This is a genomic window from Enterobacter sp. JJBC (genome assembly GCF_036936505.1).
GTDB lineage: Bacteria > Pseudomonadota > Gammaproteobacteria > Enterobacterales > Enterobacteriaceae > Enterobacter > Enterobacter hormaechei_C.
This window is the reverse complement of the sequence record NZ_CP136935.1, coordinates 2,701,923-2,721,566: the sequence shown is the minus strand read 5'-3', so window position 1 is coordinate 2,721,566 and position 19,644 is coordinate 2,701,923. Positions and strand designations below refer to the sequence as shown.

Below are 19,644 nucleotides of genomic sequence, written 5' to 3'. Positions count from 1 at the left end.
GATAAAAGCGCTGGTTTGCCGTCTGCTTAGGCATATAATGGCATCTCTGTTAGAGAAAGAGTTGTAGACATGAAGCGCAGTAGAACTGAAGTTGGGCGCTGGCGCATGTTGCGACAGGTGAGTCGTCGTAAGGCTCGTTGGCTGGAAGCACAATCCCGCCGCAATATGCGTATCCACGCCATCAGAAAATGTGGCCTGAACAGACACCGTAACGCGCTGTTGTTCGCGGTCCAGGACATCTGAAAAGCATGAAGGGCACCGTAAAGGTGCCCATTAAACATCCAGACTATCAATTTTTGCAGTCTCTTCCCATCTGCTTTCCGCGATATACTGAGTCCCCTTAACGTCATGATATTAAAAGATGAATCCTTATCTCTGGATTTTTATTGTACTTTTGGCGCTGGATGCGCTCAGGGAAGATTTAGGACTTTCGTCATTTTCCTCATTGGCAGATTATGTTTTCGCATGCGGAATACATTGGCTTTATTAAAGGAACAAAGGATGAACGGAAAAGTAATGGCAGCACTCTTTGGGATTGCGATATTAAGCGGTTGTGCCAGCAGCAAAACCTCACCCGAACGGCACGCGTTTTATTTCGTGTCGCATCAGTCCAGCTTTACTGGCGGCAATTACACCTCCAGCGTGCAGAAAAATTATCAGCTGAACGTGGCGCAGTTCCGCGAGCTTTATGCCCGCGGCAAAGCTGACCGCGCGGAAGGGCGGACTCAGGTTGAAGCCAGTGAATACGCACAAAGCATTCGCGATCAGCTAAAAGAAAATGCGAAGTCGCAGGAATTGTTCGCAGGCAACACGAAGGATAAATGGTCATCGGACATGGACAGTAAAGACGCCATATTATTTGGCAACGAACTGGCCGCGACTTATCTTGATGGCTATAACGGCGTACAATAGCGCAACTGATTCAGGGGATACCGTAATTACCGGTATCCCCGCTGTTTTTGAGCGAAAGGAGTGAGACGTGTTTGCGGAGTTTGGTGTACTGAATTTCTGGACCTATGTTGTCGGCGCATTTTTTATCGTGCTGGTTCCAGGACCGAACACCTTGTTTGTGCTGAAAACAGGGATTGGCCACGGCGTTAAGAAAGGCTATCTGGCAGCCACCGGTGTGTTTATTGGTGATGCCGTGCTGATGTTTCTGGCCTGGGCGGGCGTCGCCGCGTTGATTCAGACCACTCCGGTATTATTTAATATTGTCCGCTATCTGGGCGCGTTTTATCTGCTGTGGCTGGGCGGGAAAATGCTCTGGTCCGTTATGACGCGTCAAAAAAATGCGCACGAAAGTAGCGCCGAACCGGCAAGCGCAATCCTTAAGCGTTCGCTGGTGCTGAGCCTGACGAACCCGAAAGCGATTCTCTTTTACGTGTCGTTCTTCGTGCAGTTCATTGATGTCAATGCGAAGAATACCGGCACGTCGTTCCTGATCCTCGCCACAACGCTTGAGCTGATCAGCTTCATGTACATGAGCTTCCTGATTTTCTCAGGCGCGTTTGTCACGCGTTACCTGAAAACCAAAAAGAAACTGGCGAAGCTGGGGAACGGGCTGATAGGCCTGCTGTTTGTCGGATTTGCGGCGAGGCTGGCGTCGCTGCACTGAATAAAGAAAAGGCTCCTGAGGGAGCCTTTTTAATGTCTGGCGTAGCTGGAAAGCCGCGCCAGATAAGGCTTCACGTTTTACTACTAGCAGTCAAAAGCCATAAAAAGCGGCTAGGGTGTGGACACATTGTGGACACTCTGACCACCATTAGCACCCTTCAGCGGGTTAAGCGAAATCGCGTCCTGCAGGTACTGAGGAGCGAAGTGCGCATAGACCATTGTCTGCGCAATTTTCGTATGACCTAAGATCCTCTGCAGTGTGATGATATTGCCCCCGTTAATCATAAAGTGCGTGGCGAAAGAGTGTCGTAGCGCATGTGTTGCTTGCCCCGCCGGTAAGTCGGGCTTAACTTCTTTGAGGATTCGCCTGAATTCAGCATAACTGGCCTCAGGAAACAGAAAGCCTCGTGCTTTGCCGACTACGTAAGCCGCAACGTCATCAGAGATCGGGACCGTGCGCGGTGTGTTGGTTTTCGTCTTAACGAAAGACACCCGGTTATGAATCACGTTCTCCGCTTTCAGCCTTGCAGCCTCACCCCATCTTGCCCCGGTACTCAGACACAAGATGGCAATTTTACGATTATCTCCTGATAGCGCTGCCAGTAAGGCGTCAATTTCCTCAAGAGTGAGATAGCCCGTTTCGGCAGTCTGCTCTTTCAGTTTTTTGAACCCCCTAAACGGATGCTCGCCGTTATACATTTCTGACTCAATCAGGGTAGTAAACATCCCACCTAATGTAATCAGGTCGCGGTTGATGGTAGTTGGCTTAATACCTTCAGCCCGGCGTTGAGCACAATATTGCGTTATCAGGCTCTTGGTGATCTGGAAAGCGCATGGGTTACCGGTCATCGTTTCGAAACGCTCAATTTTCCTGAGATACGATTGACCGTGCTCCTCATGTTTACCTTTCAGCTTCCACCACAACTCTTTCAGTTCTGACAATTGGCGTTTGTCCGTTGGTTTTGAGAGCCATTCCTTTGAGTGATGGTTATATTGAGTGTGCTTTTCAAAAGCCATCGCCTCGCTTTTCTTGTCGAACTTCCGACGGATGCGTTTTCCGTTACGCCCGCTCGGTCTAATGTCCACTTCATATCGACCATCATCGAGCTTTTTAACAGACATAAAGCCTCCCGATGATGTTACAGCGTACTTCAATTTCCTGATTTAAATAGCAAAAACTCACTGTGCATTTGCTGCACAAAAAATCGCCGTAAATGGTTAGCCAGTTTTCTGGTCTGAGTGGGGTGACGTTGTTGTCTGCTGCCCAAAGTGCGCGAGAGCCGGTGCAATCTGCCCAGCTTCGGGTGTTATTTGATCAGTCATAAACCACATGGTGTATTTCGTGAAGCGCGGATGCTGGAGGATTTTCATGATTTGTTCGACTCCCGGCTTTTTGTCACCGGCTTCATAACTACAAAAAGAACCGTAAACGATTCCAGTTAACTCACTGAATTGTCGCCTATTTAACCTTTCTGACTCTCTTATCAGCTTGATTTTTTCATGGATCTGTATTGACATAAAATCACCTATAGTTGAACATTATCACCTATCGTAGATTTAACTGGTCGATAGATGAATCACCTTTTAGAGCAACTAAACCCTATTTAGAGCAATTAATCACACTAAAGGAGAATCGTAGCAGATGACTAACCAGCTTGTAAGCAGAACAGATGCGGTTCCATATCAGGAATTTGCCCGGCTTATTGGTAAAACACCCGCAGCAGTTAAAGGCATGATTGAGAAGGGCAAGCTGCCTGTAGTCGAGATGACTGATCCGCAGTCAACGAGTGGGCGCGCAGGGGAATATTGGGTTTACCTGCCAGCATGGAACAAGGGCATGAAGATGGCCTATGACAGCCGCCCGAAGGAAATTAGAGACGGTTGGCTGATGTGGCTCGGATTAGGGGAGCCAGTATGAAGAATGAACCTCGCTGTATTGCACAGTTGCTTCGAAGAGAAAGTCCTAAACCTACCAACTTCACTATCACTCACGGTCGTGGACGCAAGGGCATAATCATCCGTACCCGTAAGCCGGGCGTTATCGAGAAGATTCGCCGTCTGGTCAAAAAGAGAGGACTGTGGTTATGACGGTAATGACACTGGACGTGATCCAGAAACAACCAACAGCGCTTCGCGGTCTGGTCTGCAAGTATCTGGCTCAGCCTCGCTGGCAGGACACTTGCGATTTTTACAATCAGATGATGGAGCGGGAGCGTCTTACGGTTTGTTTCCACGCTCAATTAAAACAGCGTCACTCTGTCATGCGCTTAGAGGAAATGACCGAAGCCGATCGTGAGCGTCTTGTTTGCGCGCTTGATGAATTGAGAAATGCATTCGCCCGGCACCGCCAACTTGGCGTGTCGAAAGCAACTTTCATCAGCCGCCTGACCGTTAGCCAAAGGCGATCACTGTTTCTTCATGCGGGACTGACAGAGCAGGAATTTATGATGCCGCACTGGCGTTTGAATGAAGAGGGCTGTTATTGGCGCGACAAACTTTTCCGCGCGCTGCGAGAGCTGTTTAGCCTTTTTGAGTACGCACCTACCATTTTAACCTCGGTAAAACCTGAGCAGTATTTACATTAATTAATCTGGATTCGTTTTATTACGCGCCTTACAGCGTGGGGACTCCTTTTGTCTGGAGATAGGCAAATGCAAACACAAAACACAGTACCAGATGGCATATTTTCCGCTCTCCTGGAGCAGGCAGTAAACGAAGCACAGCGCGACCTCGCGACACGTTTCTCTTCTCGATTTGACGGGCTTATCGCGCATATCAGCAAGTCTGAGCTCAATCGTACCCAGATTATCGAGTTATTAGGTCAGGAGTCGGCAAATTTGCACAACTCAATTTTCGATTGAGCAGGCTAACCACTTTTAAAAGGAAGCCAGAATGAGCATACGCATCGAGATTAATAACCAGTACATCATCACCAGTGACCGCTATCAATTCATTTTGCAGGAGAAGAAGACCGCAACATCCGGGAAGAACAAAGGCAAGGATTGGCTGGACGTTGTCGGTTACTACCCGACTATCCCTAAGCTTATCTCAGGCCTGGTATTGCATGACCTGTTGACCAGCGATCTTATTGGCTTCTCAGCTTTGGAAGCTCGAATTGAACGTCTGGGGAAGCAATGTCTGGACGCCTTTAAATAGTATGTCCATCGAATCTCGGGGGCGTATTGCCCCCTCGCCACCACCACCATTTTTGAAGGGCACCAGTGATTCATTCGTTGGTGCTTATCCCTGGAATAACGTCACTAAAGAGGCCATTGGCCGCGACAGACCCCTTACACGTGCCGAACTCCGTCAGGTGCAAGGTGTTTTAAACCGGATTGACCGTCTGCCGTTTTTCCTGCAAACGCTGTTTACATCGCGTTATAACTTCATCCGCCGTAAAAAGAGCCCGTTAGGTGGGCTGTATTTCCTTAAAAACACGTTTGAGCGCAAGCTGCTGCCACGTCTTGAGCGTGTTAATGAGCTGTGCGGGATGAATGAATCCGCCTCGATTGGTTTTCTGTCAGCTCGGGATGAATATGCTCGCCTGCCAGATATGAACGACAAAGAGCTCAGGAAATTTGCCTCCAGAATAGCCTCTCAGCTCTGGAGCAGGTATGAAGAGTTAAGTGACGCATGGGCGCACGCTCACGGCGGCAAAGAAACCCTTTTCACTGATGAGGCGCAGGCGCATTTATACGGGAAGGTTGCCGGTGTAGCGCGCGCTTTCAACCTCACCCCGATGTACTGGAAAAAATACCGTAAGGGTCAGATAACGATCCGACAGGCATTTTCCGCTATTTCACGACTGATTAAAGATGAATGGTGGGTTAATCAGCTTAAGGCACAGCGGATGCGCTGGCGCGAGGCGCTGCTCATCGCTGCTGGTGAGGTAAACAAAGACCGTTCACCTTACGCAAGCAAAATGGCGATCCGCGATGTTCACGCGCGCCGCCTTGCTAATCTCGAATACCTTAAATCCTGCGAACTGGAAAACAAAGTCACTGGCGAACGTATCGACCTCATCAGTAAGGTCATGGGGAGTATTTCTAACCCTGAAATACGCCGCATGGAGCTGATGAACACTATCGCCGGGATTGAACGTTACGCGACCAGCGTTGGTGACGTGGGGATGTTTATCACGCTGACCACGCCATCGAAGTATCACCCGACCCGTCAGGTTGGCAAAGGTGAAAGCAAAACGGTGCAGCTCAATCATGGCTGGAACGAAACAGCATTCACACCAAAAGACGGCCAGCGCTATCTATGCCGAATCTGGAGCCTGATGCGTACAGCTTTCAAAGATAACGATTTAGAGGTTTACGGGATGCGCGTTGTCGAACCGCACCACGACGGCACGCCACACTGGCACATGATGCTTTTTTGCAAACCCGGTCAACGTAAAGCCATTAACGAAATTATGCGTCGTTATGCCCTCAAAGAGGACGGGCACGAAAAGGGCGCGGCAAAACAGCGCTTTGAGTCCCGTCATCTTAATCAGGGCGGTGCGGCGGGTTACATCGCTAAATACATTGCCAAAAACATCGACGGCTACGCGCTCGACGGCCAGCTCGACCACGACACCGGCAAGCCACTGAAAGACACGGCTGCAGCCGTAACCGCATGGGCGTCTACATGGCGCATCCCTCAGTTTAAACCGATTGGCCTCCCGACAATGGGCGCTTACCGCGAACTGCGCAAGCTGCCGCGTGGGGTGAGTATTGCCTGCGAGTTTGACGATAGGGTCGAGGCCGCGCGAGCTGCTGCAGATGAGGGGGACTTTGAACGGTACATCATCGCGCAGGGTGGGGCAAACATGCCGCGTGATGCTCAGGCCGTCAGGGTCGCCCGTAAGGTGACTGATGAGGTCAACGAATACGAGGAAGATATCGAGAGGGTTGTCGGGATTTATGCCCCTCATCTCGGGGCTCATCGTGTCCATGTAACCCGTACAGCCGAATGGCGCATCGTTCCAAAGGTTTTGGCCGTTGAGCCTTTGACCTTAAAAAGCGGCTCTGCCGCGCCTCGGAGTCCTGTCAATAACTGTGGAAAGCTCACCGACGGTGGTGATCCAGTTATGACACCCTCACCGTCTGAGCAAGCCGCAGCGGTGTTAAATCTGATTGAATGCGGTGTTATCAGCTGGAATGAGCCGGACGCTATGAAGGTACTTAATGCCGCGTTAAAAGCTGGTGCATCTCGCAAAAATCGTCAGCAAAGAAACGCAACGCCCCTTAAAGCTGCAGAACAAGCGCCATCAGCCCGGATGACCAAAGCAGAACGCGAGCGCATACCAAAAATTCGTTTAGATTTGGCTCAGGAGGGTATTACCCCGGAACGTTGGGAGCTGGATGTGCTGGCGCGCGAGGGGACGGTGTTTTATGGCAACAAAAAAATTAGATATGTGGCCACTGAAGAGTGGCCGGGTTTCACATCCTTAGATGTGTGACGCAGCGTAATGTCAGATAGCCATACAAATTGCCCCTGAATTGATAAACTAAATCACTTTTCGAAACTGTCTTTGGCGAACTGCAGGGGTGTTATGAGAATTTACCTTGATCACAATATACTGGATGCTCTCAGCAAGAATCGTATGACATTGCAGGTTCCAAACGATACGGTTTGGGTTTATTCGAATGAAAATTTTAATGAAATCAAACGTTCGAAAAACATGCGATTTTTAGATGTGTTGGCAAATCTTAAGGCAAGAATGTTAGAGCTCGAATTTGATAAGAATTTTATGCTTACCGAGAGAGCATTCCTCTATGAATTTCGTGATCCTCATGAGCTTTACAGCCAATGGCTTGATCATATCAATGAAGTGCCCATCGACGATGTTGTCCAGTTACAAATGCAGTTCTTAGCTCGATTAGCGGGGGCTAATAATCAGGATGAAATGCTATTGCATCCTGTGAGATTAAGGGAATTCCTTTATTCTCTGTTATCACCACATGACCTAATGACGAGTGATATCGAATCTCGTATAGATCAAGTGGTTAAAGATATTGAGGTGCTCACTACAGGGCAATTGCTTGAAATACAGCATTTAGATCACTCAAGAACCAGCATTGGTATTGGTAGGGGCAGGGTTGGTAACCTATCAGTTGATGATAATCCTTTAAAGTTAATATGGGGGGTTGTGCGAAATAAATATCCCGGAATGACAATTGAACAGTTTTATGGCTTTGAACCTATCGATAAACAAGGCTATGAAAAATGGCCTCGATATTTAGGGGTTGTCGGGTGTCATACCGTACTTAATTTCTTAGGGTTTCATCCTGATAAGGGTCTTAACAGTATTAAAAAATTACCGGGGATAATGAGCGATGCCAATCATACGGCAATGGCTACCTATTGCGATGCAGTTATGAGTCAAGATCAACGGTTTTGTGCAAAAGCTCGAGCAATTTATCAGTATTTAGAACTCGATATAGAAGTCATAGAGGCAATACCGAATGTTAATCGATATCGTATCAGCAATAAGTAATTAGTAAAAATCACTGATGCATGCAACATATGCATGAGTTTGCATTCGTTTTTAAATTAAGATTTTGCCAGCGAGCGCCAGTGCTGGCGCGGCTCGGGGCTCCTGATGCACCTGCATTAAAAGCGACTCGTTAAGCGGGCAGGCGAGGCGGGGATAGCACTGCGCGCCAGACGTGTTGACAGGATTTATTTTGCGCGTCTGTGCGCGTCGTGGTGTGGCGCTGTGATGTGAAGTCGATCAAGGTGATGTCGGGGCGCTTGCGTCGTATGTGCAGCGTCTGGCTTGCTCTGAAGATGTGCCGCCCGGAGGCGGCATTTGGGGCGGGTTTAGTCGGTCTCGATGCTGTAATCCTTAAAGCGGATCACTTCCATTCCTAACCAATCGTTAATCTCTTTAAACCGCTCCTGCAGCGGCGTCAGCTCGTTGCGCACAAACACACGCGCAACCTTCTCGATATCCCCCATTGAGCCGATGTTCTCAGGTTTACCGCCCATCAACTGAAACGGTACGCGGTGCGCATCGAGCAGGTCGGCGGCGCTCACCTTTTTGATGTTGAAGAAATCATCCTTCGTGGCGACTTCACTCAGCGGCACAATCTTGATGCCATCAGGTTTCCCGTTCGGGGCATAGAAAAACAGGTTTTTGAAATTCCCGAGCCCTTTAGAGTCACGCATCGCGGAGCGCAGCGCCTCGACATCGGTGCTGCTCTGCGCCGCGTCGGTGACGTACATGATGTAACCTGCGTGCGCGCCGTTCTGGTAATACTTGCGACGAAACAGCGTGGCGGATTCATTCAGCCAGGCGGAATTAAGCGCGCTCAGGTATTCCGGCATCCCGTAAAGCTCCTGATTGATGTCGGGCTCCAGCAAATGGCACACCGAGCCGGGGGCGAACTGGTGCGGGTGGGTAAAGCTCGACACGTACCAGTAAACGCCATCTTCCACGCCACGGCGGGTGTATTTGGCTGGTGAGGTTTCCAGCTTCATGAGCTGGCCGGTTACGCTCATGCGTTTTTCAAGGTAGCCGTTTGCAAACACAAGATAATCAAGCACAAGGCGGCTGAAATCCTGACGTGACAGCAACGGGTGAGGGATGTAGGTGCTCGTCAGAATGTTGCGCTTTACGTAAATCGGGGAGCTGTGGTGTACGGCGGCGCGCAGGCTTTGCCAGTCCCGAGAAGTTGACCGGCGGCTCGTACCATTTGCCGTTATTGATGCACTCGACATAGTCGAGGATGTCGCGGCGATCCAGAACGGGTGACGGCTCACCAAAGGTGAACGCCTCCATTTTCTGCTGTGCGCTGGCGGTCATGTTGGTCTGTTTTGGCTGTTTCTTTTGGCGTTTTTTCATCTTAGTTAATATCCAGAATCGAGGTTGAATGCATACCGCTACCGGCGGAAAGTGGCTCGTTTAACAGCGCGTGCATGGTCGCCCACGCGATATCCGCGTGGCTGGCCTCTTCACTACGGCTGGCTTCATAGGTGGCGCTGCGGCCACTGCTGGTCATGGTTTTGCGGATAGCCATAAATGACTGTGTAATGTCGTTTGCCCCAGCGTCATATTCCAGACACCCGCGGCGAATGGTGTCTTTGGCTTTCAGCACCATCGCGGTTTTCATTTCCGGTGTGTAGCGGATGGCGCGTGCTGCCGGGAAGAATGAGCGTACGAGCTGGTAAACACCCTGCCCGATGCCGGTCGCATCGATGCCAATATAGTCGACGGTGTATTTCTCGGTCAGTGCCCGGATAGCCTCGGCCTGTGCGGCAAAGTCCATGCCTTTCCATTGGTGACGCTCAAGGATGCGGAACTTCCCACCGGCAACCAGCGGCGGAGCCAGCACTGCACAGCCTGCGCTGTCGCCGGTGTGTGACGGGTCATAGCCAATCCAGACAGGACGCCAGTTAAACGGACGGTCGGCAAACGGTTCGAAGTCCTCCCATTCCTCCATCGCATCGACCATGCAGCGTTGCAGCTCCTCGAACGGGAATACCGACGCTTTATCGTCGACGAACTCGCACATAAACAGGTTACGGAAGTCATCCGCGCTGTTTTCCTGTCTGAGTTGGTCGAGGTTAAACAGGGTGCAGCCACCGGCGAGCGCGTCCTCAATGGTGACAATCTGCCGCCACTGGCCGTCCCCGCATAACATGCCCCCGGCAAGCGCCTGATGACTGATATCGATGTCGACACGTTCGTCGCGGTTACTGCGTCCCCGGTTAAACAGCTCGCCTGACCAGAACGGGTAAGCGCCGTGCGCCAGCGTCGACGGCGTCGAAAAATAGGTGGTGCGCAGGTGTGACTGCGAGGCCATGCCCGAGGCGACTTTGCGCAGCTTCTGGAAATTGGGTATCCAGAAAATTTCATCGACGTACAGGTCGCCGTTGTGGCTCTGCGCAGTGTTGGAATTTGTCCCGAGAAAAATCAGTTCAGCACCGTTGTTGCCGATGACAATCGGGTCACCTGACAGGTCAACGTCGACCAGACGTGCAAAGGCGATAATGTATTTACGGAAAACGTAAGCCTGCGTTTTACTGGCTGATAAAAATATCTGGTTTTGTCCGGTCTTAAGGGCGCGCAGTAGTGACTCGCGAGCAAAGTAGAACGTTGCGCCAATCTGGCGCGATTTCAGGATGTGGCGGATTCGGTGCTCTAAACCGGCTTTGTGCCACCTGAGCTGATAATCAAACGACTGGTCGAAGAAAATCTCTTCCAGCTTTTCGATGGCCTCCTCGCTGAAATAATTACGTTTCGGCTTTTTGCGATCCCCTTTGTTGCGGCTGGCGATATTGGGGTTTAAATCCACCTCGTTTCCAGTCTGGCCGTAGCGGTTAACGCGCGCGAGCCGCTCCATCTGGCGCGACAGAAAATCAGCGACTTTAAAGTCGTGCGGCGTCAGATCGGGCTTGGCGTAAAGCTGGATGAGGCGCGCCTCTAACGTCGACTCAACGCGGTTAATCGGCGCGGTTTCCTCCCATCCATCACGCTGTTTCCAGCTCTGCACCGTGGGGCGCTTGAGTTGCAGCATGTCGCAGATTTGCGGCACGGCGAACCCCTGCCAGTACAACAGCCGCGCCTGTCGTCGCGGGTCATTGTGTAATGAAAGGTCAGTTGAAATGGTCATGCTTACCTCGTTTTGATGTTACGAGGCAAGGCTAAGGAAATGACCGCGCTTAATCGCTAAGCCCTTGTTGTGTAGGATCTAATCGGATCGTAAGCGGTGGCTGATACGGGTCAGAGTCGGGAAACTAACCCCGACCCGAAAACCCAACATCAGGACACCTGAAGAATGGCAAAGAAAGTTTCTAAATGGTTTCGCATCGGCGTCGAGGGTGACACCTGCGATGGCCGCGTCATCAGCGGCGATGATATTCAGGAAATGGCCGACACGTTCGACCCGCGCGTCTACGGTTGCCGCATTAACCTCGAACATATCCGGGGTCTGATGCCTGACAGCCCGTTTAAGCGCTACGGCGATGTGACCGAGTTGAAAGCGGAGATTATCAGCGATGACTCTGTGCTCAACGGCAAAAAGGCGTTGTTTGCCAAAATTGCCCCGCTCGATGAGCTGGTCAGCATGGTGCGTGCCGGGCAGAAAGTTTACACCTCCATGGAAATCCGCCCGAATTTCTCGAACAGCGGTAAATGCTATCTCATCGGGCTGGCCGTCACCGATGACCCGGCAAGCCTCGGCACCGAATACCTCGAATTCTGCAGCCGCGCTACGCAGAACCCGCTCGCCGGTAAAAAAGACCAGCCGGACGACGTTTTTTCTGTCGCCTCACTGGCTGAGCTGGAATTTGAGGACGTTCCCGACACCATGCTCAACAGCCTGACCGACAAGGTTAAGGCCATCTTCAGCCGCAAACAGGCCAGCGATGATGCACGTCTCGCTGATGTGCATGAGGCTGTCACCACCATCACCGAGCTGGTGCAAACCAACCTCACCGCCACCGACCAGCGCGTCACCGAGCTGGAAACCGAACTGGCGAAGCTTAAGCAGGACGTGACCAGCAAGTCCGAAGAAAACGCGCAGGCGTTTAACGACCTTAAAAACTCCCTCGATAACACCGAAAGCCAGCGCCAGCCGCGCCGCGAGCTTTCAAAAGGTGGTACGGGCGACGAGCTGCTGACCAACTGCTGATAACCCGCCGGGTGTGCTGCCCGGCCTGATACCTATTACCTGAACAGGAATAACCATGCGTAAAGATACCCGCTTCAAATTCAATGCCTACCTGTCCCGCGTTGCGGAGCTGAACGGCGTTTCCACCGATGATGTGGCGAAGAAATTCACCGTCGAGCCGTCGGTCACGCAAACCCTGATGACCACGCTGCAGATGTCATCCGCGTTTCTGACCAAAGTCAACATCGTGCCGGTCGACGAGCTGAAAGGCGAAAAAGTCGGGGTCGGCGTTAACGGTACGATTGCCAGCACTGCCGACACCGCCGGTGACGATGAGCGTAAAACCGCTGATTTCACCGCGCTGGAGTCCAACAAATACGAGTGTGCGCAGATTAACTTTGACTTCCATATCCGCTACAAACAGCTCGACCTGTGGGCGCGATTCCAGGACTTCCAGACCCGCATTCGTGACGCGATTATCAAGCGCCAGTCGCTCGATTTCATCATGGCCGGATTCAACGGCATCGAGCGCGCGGCGACGTCCGACCGCAAAAAGAATCCGATGCTGCAGGACGTGGCGACCGGCTGGCTGCAGAAGTACCGCAATGAAGCGCCAGCGCGCGTGATGTCAAAAATTACCGACGAGGAAGGGACGGTGATTTCTGAATTGATCCGCGTGGGTAAAAACGGCGACTATGCGAACCTCGACGCGCTGGTCATGGATGCCACCGGCAACCTGATTGACGAGATTTATCAGGACGACCCGGAGCTGGTTGTCATCACCGGGCGTAAGCTGATGGCGGATAAATATTTCCCTATCGTTAATCAGGAGCAGGCAAACACCGAGTCGCTGGCCGCTGACATCATCATCAGTCAGAAGCGAATCGGCAACCTGCCAGCCGTGCGCGTGCCGTACTTCCCGGCTAATGCCCTGATGGTGACGCGCCTCGACAACCTGTCGATTTACTTCATGGATGACGCACACCGCCGCGCCATCATCGAAGAACCTAAGAAAGACCGCGTCGAAAACTACGAGTCAATGAATGTTGACTACGTGGTCGAGGCTTACGCCGCCGGGTGCCTGATTGAAAACATCAAGCTCGGTGACTTCACCGCACCTGCAGCACCGGAAAGCGGGGAGTAAGCCATGACGAGTCCCGCAGCGCGTCACATGATGCGGGTCTCGGCCTCTGAAACAGCGCAGCGGGCTGCCGTCCCGCTGCGCAATGCAACTGCCTATGAGCAGATGCTCGTTAAGCTGGCCGCAGACAACCGCACGCTAAAACAAATCAGCTCTAAAGAGCGCAAAGCCGCGAAAAAGCGCGAGCTGCTGCCGTTCTACCTGCCGTGGGTCGCTGGCGTCCTCGAAAACGGCAAAGGCGCACAGGATGACATTGTCATGACGGTGATGCTCTGGCGTCTCGATGCTGATGATATCGCCGGGGCGCTGGAAATCGGCCGTTACGCCATGACCTACGGCCTCACCATGCCGGTCGGTCGCCGTCCGACGCCGTGCCTGCTGGCCGAAGAAGTGGCACTGGCCGCGCAACGCCTGCTGACGGCAAAACAGCCGGTCAATCTGGCGAACCTGCTCGACACTATCGCGCTGACTGAACGCGCGGATATGCCCGATATCGTGCGTGCGAAGCTGCACAAAATCACCGGCTACGTGCTGCGTTATGCGGAGCAACTGCCGGAGGCGCTGGCGCACCTGCAGCGTGCGATCCAGTTAGAAAGCACTATCGGGGTGAAAAAGGATATCGAGCAGTTAGAGCGACAGCTCAGGCCAAAAACCGAACCGGCACCGAAAACGAAAACGACTCAACCGCGCACGCGCAAGCCTGCCGCCAAACCGGCGGCACGGCGCGGGCGTCCACCAAAGGCGGCAAAAGCCGCAGGTTAAACGAGCGCTCCCCCGAGCCGGGCGGCACGCCGGTAAATGCGGGTATCTATTGCCCTGACTGCGACCGGCGTCCACCGCCCACCCATTACCCGAGGTTGTCATGACGACGCTGATTATTGAGCCAAAAAAAGAGCCGCAGGATGTGCCGGGCGTGGTGATACCGCCACCGGGCGTGAGCGAGCCGGTAATCAAAAACACCCCGTTTTTTCCTGACGTTGATCCGAAGCGCGTGCGCGAGGAAATGCGTTTAGAGCAGACCGTTTCCCCCGTTCGCCTGCGCCGGGCGATTAAGACCGCGATCGCGGAGACTAACGCGGAGCTGAGCGACTGGCGCGAAAGCCAGCTCGATGCCGGTTACGCCACGCTGGCGGATGTCCCGACGGACAAGCTCGACGGCGAGAGCGTGCGCGTTTTCCACTACTTCAACGCCGTATGTTCGATGACGACGGCCACGCTTTATGAACGTTTTCGCGGCGTGGATGCGTCCGCCAAAGGGGATAAAAAAGCCGACAGCATCGACAGCACTATCGATGAAATGTGGCGGGATATGCGCTGGTCTGTGGCGCGTATCCAGGACAAAGCGCGGTGCATTGTGGGGCAAATCTGATGAAAGCGTATGCGCTGCAGGGCGACACCCTCGACGCGATTTGCGCCCGGTACTACGGGCGCACTGAGGGCGTGGTCGAAACCGTCTTAGAGGCTAATCCCGGCCTGTCTGAGCTCGGTGTGATCCTGCCGCACGGCACGGCAATAGAGCTGCCCGAGACCGAGAGCGCGGCCAGAACCGAAACGGTGAATCTATGGGACTGAGTATGGAAAAAATCACCACGTTTATCGCCTACTGGCTGGCCGTGGGGCTGGCGTATGTCGGGGCAATGTCCCCCGAAAAGATGGCGCTTTACGTGGGCGGCGGATGCGCCATTTTTACCGCGCTGACGAACTACTGGTTTAAGCGCAAGACGTACCTCTATCTGACATCGCTCGGACTCGATAAAGGGGCTATTCGTGAAATCAATCGTTAAAAAATGCAGTGTGGCCGCCGTGCTGGCGCTGGCAGCACTGATGCCTGACTTTCGTCTGCTTAACACCTCGCCCGGGGGGCTGGCGCTGATTGCCGACCTCGAAGGTTGTCGCCTGACGCCTTACCAGTGCAGCGCGGGAGTGTGGACGTCGGGCATCGGCCACACTGCAGGCGTCGTGCCAAAGGGGGAAATCACCGAGCGGCAGGTGGCGGCGAATCTCGTCGCGGATGTGCTGAACGTCGAGAAACGTCTGGCCGTATGCGCGCCGGTGAAAATGCCGCCGCAGGTTTACGACGCGCTTGTCAGTTTCTCATTCAACGTGGGAACCGGCGCGGCTTGCCGGTCGACTCTGGTCTCGTTTATCAAACGCCAGCAATGGCCGCAGGCGTGTGACCAGCTCACCCGCTGGGTTTACGTGAACGGCGAAATTAACAAAGGGCTGGAAAATCGCCGCGCGCGTGAGCGTGCTTACTGCCTCAAGGGGATTCAATGAAAGTAATGTTGTTTTTACTGGCCGCGCTGATGGCGGTTGTGCTCTGGTAGCGTCATGAAAACGGCAACCTGACGCGCTCATTTGAACGGGCGAACAGGGTCGCCACGGAACAAAAAACTGCGATCGGAATGCTGAAAAATCAGCTTTCCGTTTCGCAGGGAATTGCCAGGCGAAATGAAACCGCGCAGGTCAGTCTACGCGGCGAACTGCTGGCCGCCGGTGCAATGGCCGTGCGACGTGAAGAAACCATTACAAGGCTGATAAATGAGAATGAAACCCTACGCCGCTGGTACAGCGCTGAGCTGCCTGATGTTGTGCGTCGGCTGCACACCCGCGCCGCCTGCGCCTCCGCCGGTCATTGTTTACAGCACCTGCCCGAAGGTGAGCTATTGCCCGATGCCGGGAAGCGACCCAGCCACTAATGGCGACCTGAGCGCCGATATTCGCAGGCTTGAGCACGCGCTCGCCGCCTGCGCGCTGCAGGTTGAAACCGTCAAAGACTGTCAGGATAAACTCGATGAAGAAAGCACGCAGCCTGCGCGAAGCGCTGATTAAAGCCGTCCCGCAGCTTGAAACAAACCCCGAAATGATGCGCATCTTTGCCGATGAGGGAAATATCGATGCGCGGCTCGCGGCCTCGCTCTCACATGAGAAAATTTACACCCTGAATGTGATCGTGTGTGATTTTGTGGGCGACCCTGATTTGATTTTCGTGCCGGTGGCCGCATGGCTCAGGGAAAACCAGCCGGATATCTGCACGCTCGATGACGGCCGCAAAAAGGGCTACCGTTTCCAAATGGATTTGAACGACGGGGACAGCGTCGATATTAGCATCAGCCTGCAGCTCACCGAGCGCACCATCATCAGGGAGGAAAACGGCGCGCTGCACGTAAGCTATGTCCCTGAGCCGCCGCTGCCGGAGCCCGTCACGCGTCCAAAAGAGCTCTACATCAACGGCGAACTGGTGAGCAAATGGGATGAGTGAATTTAAGCCCTTTGACGAAAAGCTCAACGGTCTGATTGCTGCCCTGTCACCGGCTGCACGCCGACGGCTTGCCGGAGAGATAGCAAAGGAGCTGCGCAAGTCGCAACAGCAACGCATCAAACAGCAAAAAGCCCCGGACGGCTCGCCCTATGAGGCGCGAAAGCGTCAGCCTCTCAGGGCTAAGACCGGGCGGATTAAGCGGGCTATGTTCCAGAAACTCCGCACGAGCCGGTACATGAAAGCCACTGGCCGTGAAAACAGCGCGGTGGTGGAGTTTACCGGCAAAGTGCAGCGCATCGCCCAGATTCATCATTACGGCCTTAAAGACCGGCCAAATCGATATGTTTCAGATTTAAAGTACCCAGAGCGAAAATTGTTGGGTGTTAATCCTAGCGATAAAGAGCTTATAGAAGAGATAATATACAAAGTATGTTTTTTGAGGTGACATACAGGGGGCTTTAATTTCTTATGATTGTTGGAGGTTTAATCAAGTTTGATCAATATGATTACCTAGCATAACGCTCACTAATCACTTAAGATTATGTGTCTGGGTCTTTTAATGGTCAAATAGAGGTCTTTTGGGTATGTTTGAGTTGTCTGCGGAAAAATTTAATCAGATGCGTCGAGCGATTGATTATCCTCCTTTATTCGAATTATTCAAAAAGGAGTTGCCTCGTTTTGAAAAATGGATGAAGCAACAAGGGATTACCAAAGAGATCATGTTTGAACATGGTTTATCAAGATTTTTAATAAGTGATGTTATTCTTTATCTATGCAAGCAACACGGTAAGGTATATTTATGGGATGACGGGGTTATGGATTTCGAGGAAAAGAAAAAAAGTGCATGGATAGAAGATTTTATTGTGTTAACCCCTTACTTCCTCTGGTTAAGAAGTGAAGTCGGTGATGACGAGTGCAATGTGGCGAGAAGTAAATTTTCTATTAATGCATTTATGAAGGGGCACCATTATTTTATGGGTAAAGTTCCTTTGAGAAATTTAGGTGGTGGAATTTTAAAAGGTACAAATCTTTCAAACAAGTTATTAGATTTTGTATCGCTAGATAACCTAAACCTTATACAGCCAATGAATAATAGTCACCTCTACATATATTGTTCCTCTGCTGTTAATCTCGTGATAGATGGTAGTGTCGCATTTCTTAAGTTTAAAGAATGTAAGTTATCGGAAATTCAAATAAAGCATAATGGGATAATTTTACAAAATGGAAGTTTTCAAGAATTTTCTTTTAATAGATGTCATATTGATTTGAAACTCTGTTCGGCAAATATCATGCACATGAAAGTTAATGGTTGTAATTTTAATGCGGTTTGTGATTTTGCTCGTTTTGATAGCCAATGTGAGTTCACCTATGATCGAAAAAGGAAATTTTCATATCAATCAGAAAGTGATTTCTTCGATGTTGTCACAAAGTTGTTTAGTAATGCAAATGATTATTCAAAAGCAGGTGAGTATTACTATAAGAAAAGAAAGGCATTAATGTTAGAGTCGCTTTGTTCATGGCGAAATTTTAGAGATCATACATTTAGAATGACCAAGAGGCAAAGGTTCAGGTTTAAGGTGAAAATGTTTTTGAAAAGTTTTCCTGATGCATTTAACTATTTTGTTTGGGGTTTTGGGGAGAGGCCATTAAGAGCTCTTGGTACATCTTTATTGATCGTTTGTCTCTCTACTATTGTTTATTACTTTAGTGCGAAGTCCAACACTCAAACATTTGTTGAGGCACTTTATTTTAGTATTGTTACATTTACCACGCTAGGCTTTGGTGATATTACTCAAGAAAGCGATTTTTTGCGCTTGTTTTCAGCGGTTGAATCATTTTCCGGGTTGGTTCTTATGGGGTTATTTCTTGCGGGTTATGCCTCTAAGGCCAAACGATATTAGCTTTTATATAATAATTTGTTGAGCAGAAACAGTCTCTGTCATCATTGAACACCCTGCAGCATTAGTTGTTCTATTCATCATACAGCTCCATTGAATTGCCGTCGTCATCCACTGGCGGCATCCTTTCCCCATGAATAATCTAAATTCTCTGCAGGAAATCGCACGCGCGATCCGCAACCTTATCCGCACCGGCATTGTGACCGACGTAGACCTCGACGAGGGGGTGTGTCGTGTCCAGACCGGCGGTATGCAAACCACCTGGCTTAACTGGCTCACCTGTCGCGCCGGTCGCTCTCGCGTGTGGTGGGCTCCCTCGGTAGGTGAGCAGGTGTTATTGCTGGCCATCGGCGGAGAGCTCGATACTGCCTTTGTGTTGCCGGGCATTTTCTCTGATGACCATCCCGCGCCGTCTGCCTCGCCCGATGCGATTCATGTCGCCTTTCCTGATGGTGCTGTCATCGAGTACGAACCCCAAAACAGCGCGCTCACCGTATCAGGCATCAAAACCGCCGACGTCACCGCGTCAGATTCCATTACGGCGACCGTGCCGGTGGTACTTGTGAAAGCCTCGACCCGCATCACGCTCGATACACCCGAGGTGGTGTGCACCAACAAGCTGACCACCGGCACGCTGGAAGTGCAGAAAGGCGGGAAGATGACCGGGAACATCGAGCACACCGGCGGGAAATTTATCAGCAACGGCGTGCAGGTGGATGACCACGCGCACGGCAACGTACAGAGCGGCGGGAGCTGGACTAAGGGGACACAATGACGGTGCGTTATCTCGGTATGAACAGCCAGACCGGGCTCAGTGTTTCTGAGGCCGAACATATCAGGCAGAGTGTGCGCGACATTCTGGTCACGCCGGTTGGCTCGCGTGTCATGCGTCGTGAATACGGATCCCTTCTGTCAGCGCTGATTGACCAGCCTCAGAGCCCGGCGCTACGGCTGCAGATTATGGCCGCGTGTTATTCCGCGATCCAGAAGTGGGAACCGCGCATCAGCCTGACGACCATCACCTTTGAGCGGTCGGAGACCGACGGCGGGCTGTATGTCGATATCACCGGCACGCGCTTGACCGGCGGACAGTCCTTTTCCCTCACCATCCCACTGAGTTAAACG

26 protein-coding genes and 1 pseudogene are annotated in these 19,644 nt (G+C 51.8%); 23 read left to right on the top strand and 4 right to left on the bottom strand.

The genetic code is table 11. The annotated features are described in order from the left end of the window. The first annotated feature begins 69 nt into the window (after nucleotides 1-69). The 3 genes from RY075_RS13215 (at nucleotide 70) to leuE (ending at nucleotide 1,615) form a co-directional block, all read left to right on the top strand. Entirely contained in the window at nucleotides 70-243 is a 174-nt protein-coding gene (locus tag RY075_RS13215; RefSeq protein WP_017384232.1) for a YciY family protein, read from the top strand. 258 nt (nucleotides 244-501) lie between these two features. Continuing rightward, a complete protein-coding gene (locus tag RY075_RS13210) occupies nucleotides 502-912 on the top strand; it encodes an Exc2 family lipoprotein (protein ID WP_045336469.1) in 411 nt (136 codons plus the stop codon). Nucleotides 913-979: 67 nt separating this feature from the next. Further along, nucleotides 980-1,615, top strand: coding sequence for a leucine efflux protein LeuE (gene leuE, locus RY075_RS13205; RefSeq protein ID WP_006810877.1), 636 nt, complete (start codon nucleotides 980-982; stop codon nucleotides 1,613-1,615). A 110-nt stretch (nucleotides 1,616-1,725) separates the two neighbouring features. Here the strand turns inward: leuE and RY075_RS13200 are convergent, their stop codons facing one another. Both RY075_RS13200 and RY075_RS13195 read right to left on the bottom strand, forming a co-directional pair. After that, nucleotides 1,726-2,736, bottom strand: coding sequence for a tyrosine-type recombinase/integrase (locus RY075_RS13200; protein WP_338627792.1), 1,011 nt, complete (start codon nucleotides 2,734-2,736; stop codon nucleotides 1,726-1,728). 96 nt (nucleotides 2,737-2,832) lie between these two features. Further along, nucleotides 2,833-3,132, bottom strand: a complete 300-nt coding sequence (locus tag RY075_RS13195) for a helix-turn-helix transcriptional regulator (RefSeq protein WP_063444014.1) — start codon at nucleotides 3,130-3,132, stop codon at nucleotides 2,833-2,835. A gap of 124 nt (nucleotides 3,133-3,256) precedes the next feature. Here RY075_RS13195 and RY075_RS13190 point away from each other — a divergent pair, with 124 nt between their 5' ends. From RY075_RS13190 to RY075_RS13165, 6 genes are all read left to right on the top strand, one after another. Then, nucleotides 3,257-3,532: a regulatory phage cox family protein gene (locus RY075_RS13190; RefSeq protein ID WP_059354248.1), complete on the top strand. Its 276-nt coding sequence runs from the start codon at nucleotides 3,257-3,259 to the stop codon at nucleotides 3,530-3,532. Between the two features lie 166 nt (nucleotides 3,533-3,698). After that, a complete protein-coding gene (locus RY075_RS13185) occupies nucleotides 3,699-4,199 on the top strand; it encodes a hypothetical protein (RefSeq protein WP_029883441.1) in 501 nt (166 codons plus the stop codon). A gap of 66 nt (nucleotides 4,200-4,265) precedes the next feature. Next, nucleotides 4,266-4,475 carry a DUF2732 family protein gene (locus RY075_RS13180; RefSeq protein WP_338627791.1) on the top strand — a complete coding sequence of 70 codons (210 nt, stop codon included), beginning with the start codon at nucleotides 4,266-4,268 and terminating at the stop codon, nucleotides 4,473-4,475. Between the two features lie 31 nt (nucleotides 4,476-4,506). Beyond that, the gene (locus RY075_RS13175) at nucleotides 4,507-4,770 is read left to right on the top strand and encodes a DUF5405 family protein (protein WP_338627790.1); all 264 of its coding nucleotides are present in this window, start codon (nucleotides 4,507-4,509) and stop codon (nucleotides 4,768-4,770) included. Between the two features lies 1 nt (nucleotide 4,771). Next, nucleotides 4,772-7,060, top strand: coding sequence for a replication endonuclease (locus tag RY075_RS13170; RefSeq protein ID WP_338627789.1), 2,289 nt, complete (start codon nucleotides 4,772-4,774; stop codon nucleotides 7,058-7,060). 93 nt (nucleotides 7,061-7,153) lie between these two features. After that, nucleotides 7,154-8,098 carry a hypothetical protein gene (locus RY075_RS13165; RefSeq protein ID WP_062676511.1) on the top strand — a complete coding sequence of 315 codons (945 nt, stop codon included), beginning with the start codon at nucleotides 7,154-7,156 and terminating at the stop codon, nucleotides 8,096-8,098. Nucleotides 8,099-8,424: 326 nt separating this feature from the next. Here RY075_RS13165 and RY075_RS13160 read toward each other — a convergent pair. Beyond that, a pseudogene (locus tag RY075_RS13160) lies at nucleotides 8,425-9,448 on the bottom strand (phage portal protein). 1 nt (nucleotide 9,449) lies between these two features. Next, nucleotides 9,450-11,219: a terminase ATPase subunit family protein gene (locus tag RY075_RS13155; protein WP_338627788.1), complete on the bottom strand. Its 1,770-nt coding sequence runs from the start codon at nucleotides 11,217-11,219 to the stop codon at nucleotides 9,450-9,452. A 165-nt stretch (nucleotides 11,220-11,384) separates the two neighbouring features. On the opposite strand from RY075_RS13155, the gene RY075_RS13150 reads away from it, so the two are divergent. From RY075_RS13150 to RY075_RS13085, 14 genes are all read left to right on the top strand, one after another. Next, nucleotides 11,385-12,239 (top strand): GPO family capsid scaffolding protein, encoded by an 855-nt coding sequence (locus tag RY075_RS13150; RefSeq protein WP_338627787.1) that lies wholly within the window; start codon nucleotides 11,385-11,387, stop codon nucleotides 12,237-12,239. 55 nt (nucleotides 12,240-12,294) lie between these two features. Then, the gene (locus RY075_RS13145) at nucleotides 12,295-13,362 is read left to right on the top strand and encodes a phage major capsid protein, P2 family (protein WP_338627786.1); all 1,068 of its coding nucleotides are present in this window, start codon (nucleotides 12,295-12,297) and stop codon (nucleotides 13,360-13,362) included. A 3-nt stretch (nucleotides 13,363-13,365) separates the two neighbouring features. Further along, the gene (locus RY075_RS13140) at nucleotides 13,366-14,121 is read left to right on the top strand and encodes a terminase endonuclease subunit (protein WP_338627785.1); all 756 of its coding nucleotides are present in this window, start codon (nucleotides 13,366-13,368) and stop codon (nucleotides 14,119-14,121) included. A gap of 100 nt (nucleotides 14,122-14,221) precedes the next feature. Beyond that, complete coding sequence (locus tag RY075_RS13135; protein WP_338627784.1) at nucleotides 14,222-14,728, top strand: head completion/stabilization protein; 507 nt, start codon at nucleotides 14,222-14,224, stop codon at nucleotides 14,726-14,728. Then, entirely contained in the window at nucleotides 14,728-14,931 is a 204-nt protein-coding gene (locus RY075_RS13130; RefSeq protein WP_023209074.1) for a tail protein X, read from the top strand. The genes RY075_RS13135 and RY075_RS13130 overlap by 1 nt, the downstream gene beginning before the upstream one ends. Continuing rightward, complete coding sequence (locus RY075_RS13125; RefSeq protein ID WP_001354073.1) at nucleotides 14,922-15,143, top strand: hypothetical protein; 222 nt, start codon at nucleotides 14,922-14,924, stop codon at nucleotides 15,141-15,143. The genes RY075_RS13130 and RY075_RS13125 overlap by 10 nt, the downstream gene beginning before the upstream one ends. After that, nucleotides 15,127-15,636: a lysozyme gene (locus tag RY075_RS13120; protein ID WP_338627783.1), complete on the top strand. Its 510-nt coding sequence runs from the start codon at nucleotides 15,127-15,129 to the stop codon at nucleotides 15,634-15,636. Before RY075_RS13125 ends, RY075_RS13120 begins: the two co-directional genes overlap by 17 nt. A gap of 68 nt (nucleotides 15,637-15,704) precedes the next feature. Further along, nucleotides 15,705-16,058, top strand: a complete 354-nt coding sequence (gene lysB / locus RY075_RS13115) for an Rz-like lysis system protein LysB (RefSeq protein ID WP_338628654.1) — start codon at nucleotides 15,705-15,707, stop codon at nucleotides 16,056-16,058. Next, nucleotides 15,946-16,191 carry an Rz1-like lysis system protein LysC gene (gene lysC / locus RY075_RS13110; protein WP_338628652.1) on the top strand — a complete coding sequence of 82 codons (246 nt, stop codon included), beginning with the start codon at nucleotides 15,946-15,948 and terminating at the stop codon, nucleotides 16,189-16,191. The genes lysB and lysC overlap by 113 nt, the downstream gene beginning before the upstream one ends. Next, entirely contained in the window at nucleotides 16,154-16,621 is a 468-nt protein-coding gene (locus tag RY075_RS13105; protein WP_050870921.1) for a phage tail protein, read from the top strand. The genes lysC and RY075_RS13105 overlap by 38 nt, the downstream gene beginning before the upstream one ends. Beyond that, a complete protein-coding gene (locus tag RY075_RS13100) occupies nucleotides 16,614-17,066 on the top strand; it encodes a phage virion morphogenesis protein (protein WP_050870920.1) in 453 nt (150 codons plus the stop codon). Before RY075_RS13105 ends, RY075_RS13100 begins: the two co-directional genes overlap by 8 nt. 139 nt (nucleotides 17,067-17,205) lie before the next feature. Beyond that, nucleotides 17,206-18,522 (top strand): potassium channel family protein, encoded by a 1,317-nt coding sequence (locus RY075_RS13095; protein WP_338627781.1) that lies wholly within the window; start codon nucleotides 17,206-17,208, stop codon nucleotides 18,520-18,522. A gap of 130 nt (nucleotides 18,523-18,652) precedes the next feature. Continuing rightward, nucleotides 18,653-19,294 (top strand): phage baseplate assembly protein V, encoded by a 642-nt coding sequence (locus tag RY075_RS13090; RefSeq protein WP_338627780.1) that lies wholly within the window; start codon nucleotides 18,653-18,655, stop codon nucleotides 19,292-19,294. Then, the gene (locus RY075_RS13085; RefSeq protein ID WP_338627779.1) at nucleotides 19,291-19,641 is read left to right on the top strand and encodes a GPW/gp25 family protein; all 351 of its coding nucleotides are present in this window, start codon (nucleotides 19,291-19,293) and stop codon (nucleotides 19,639-19,641) included. Before RY075_RS13090 ends, RY075_RS13085 begins: the two co-directional genes overlap by 4 nt. Nucleotides 19,642-19,644 lie beyond the last annotated feature (3 nt).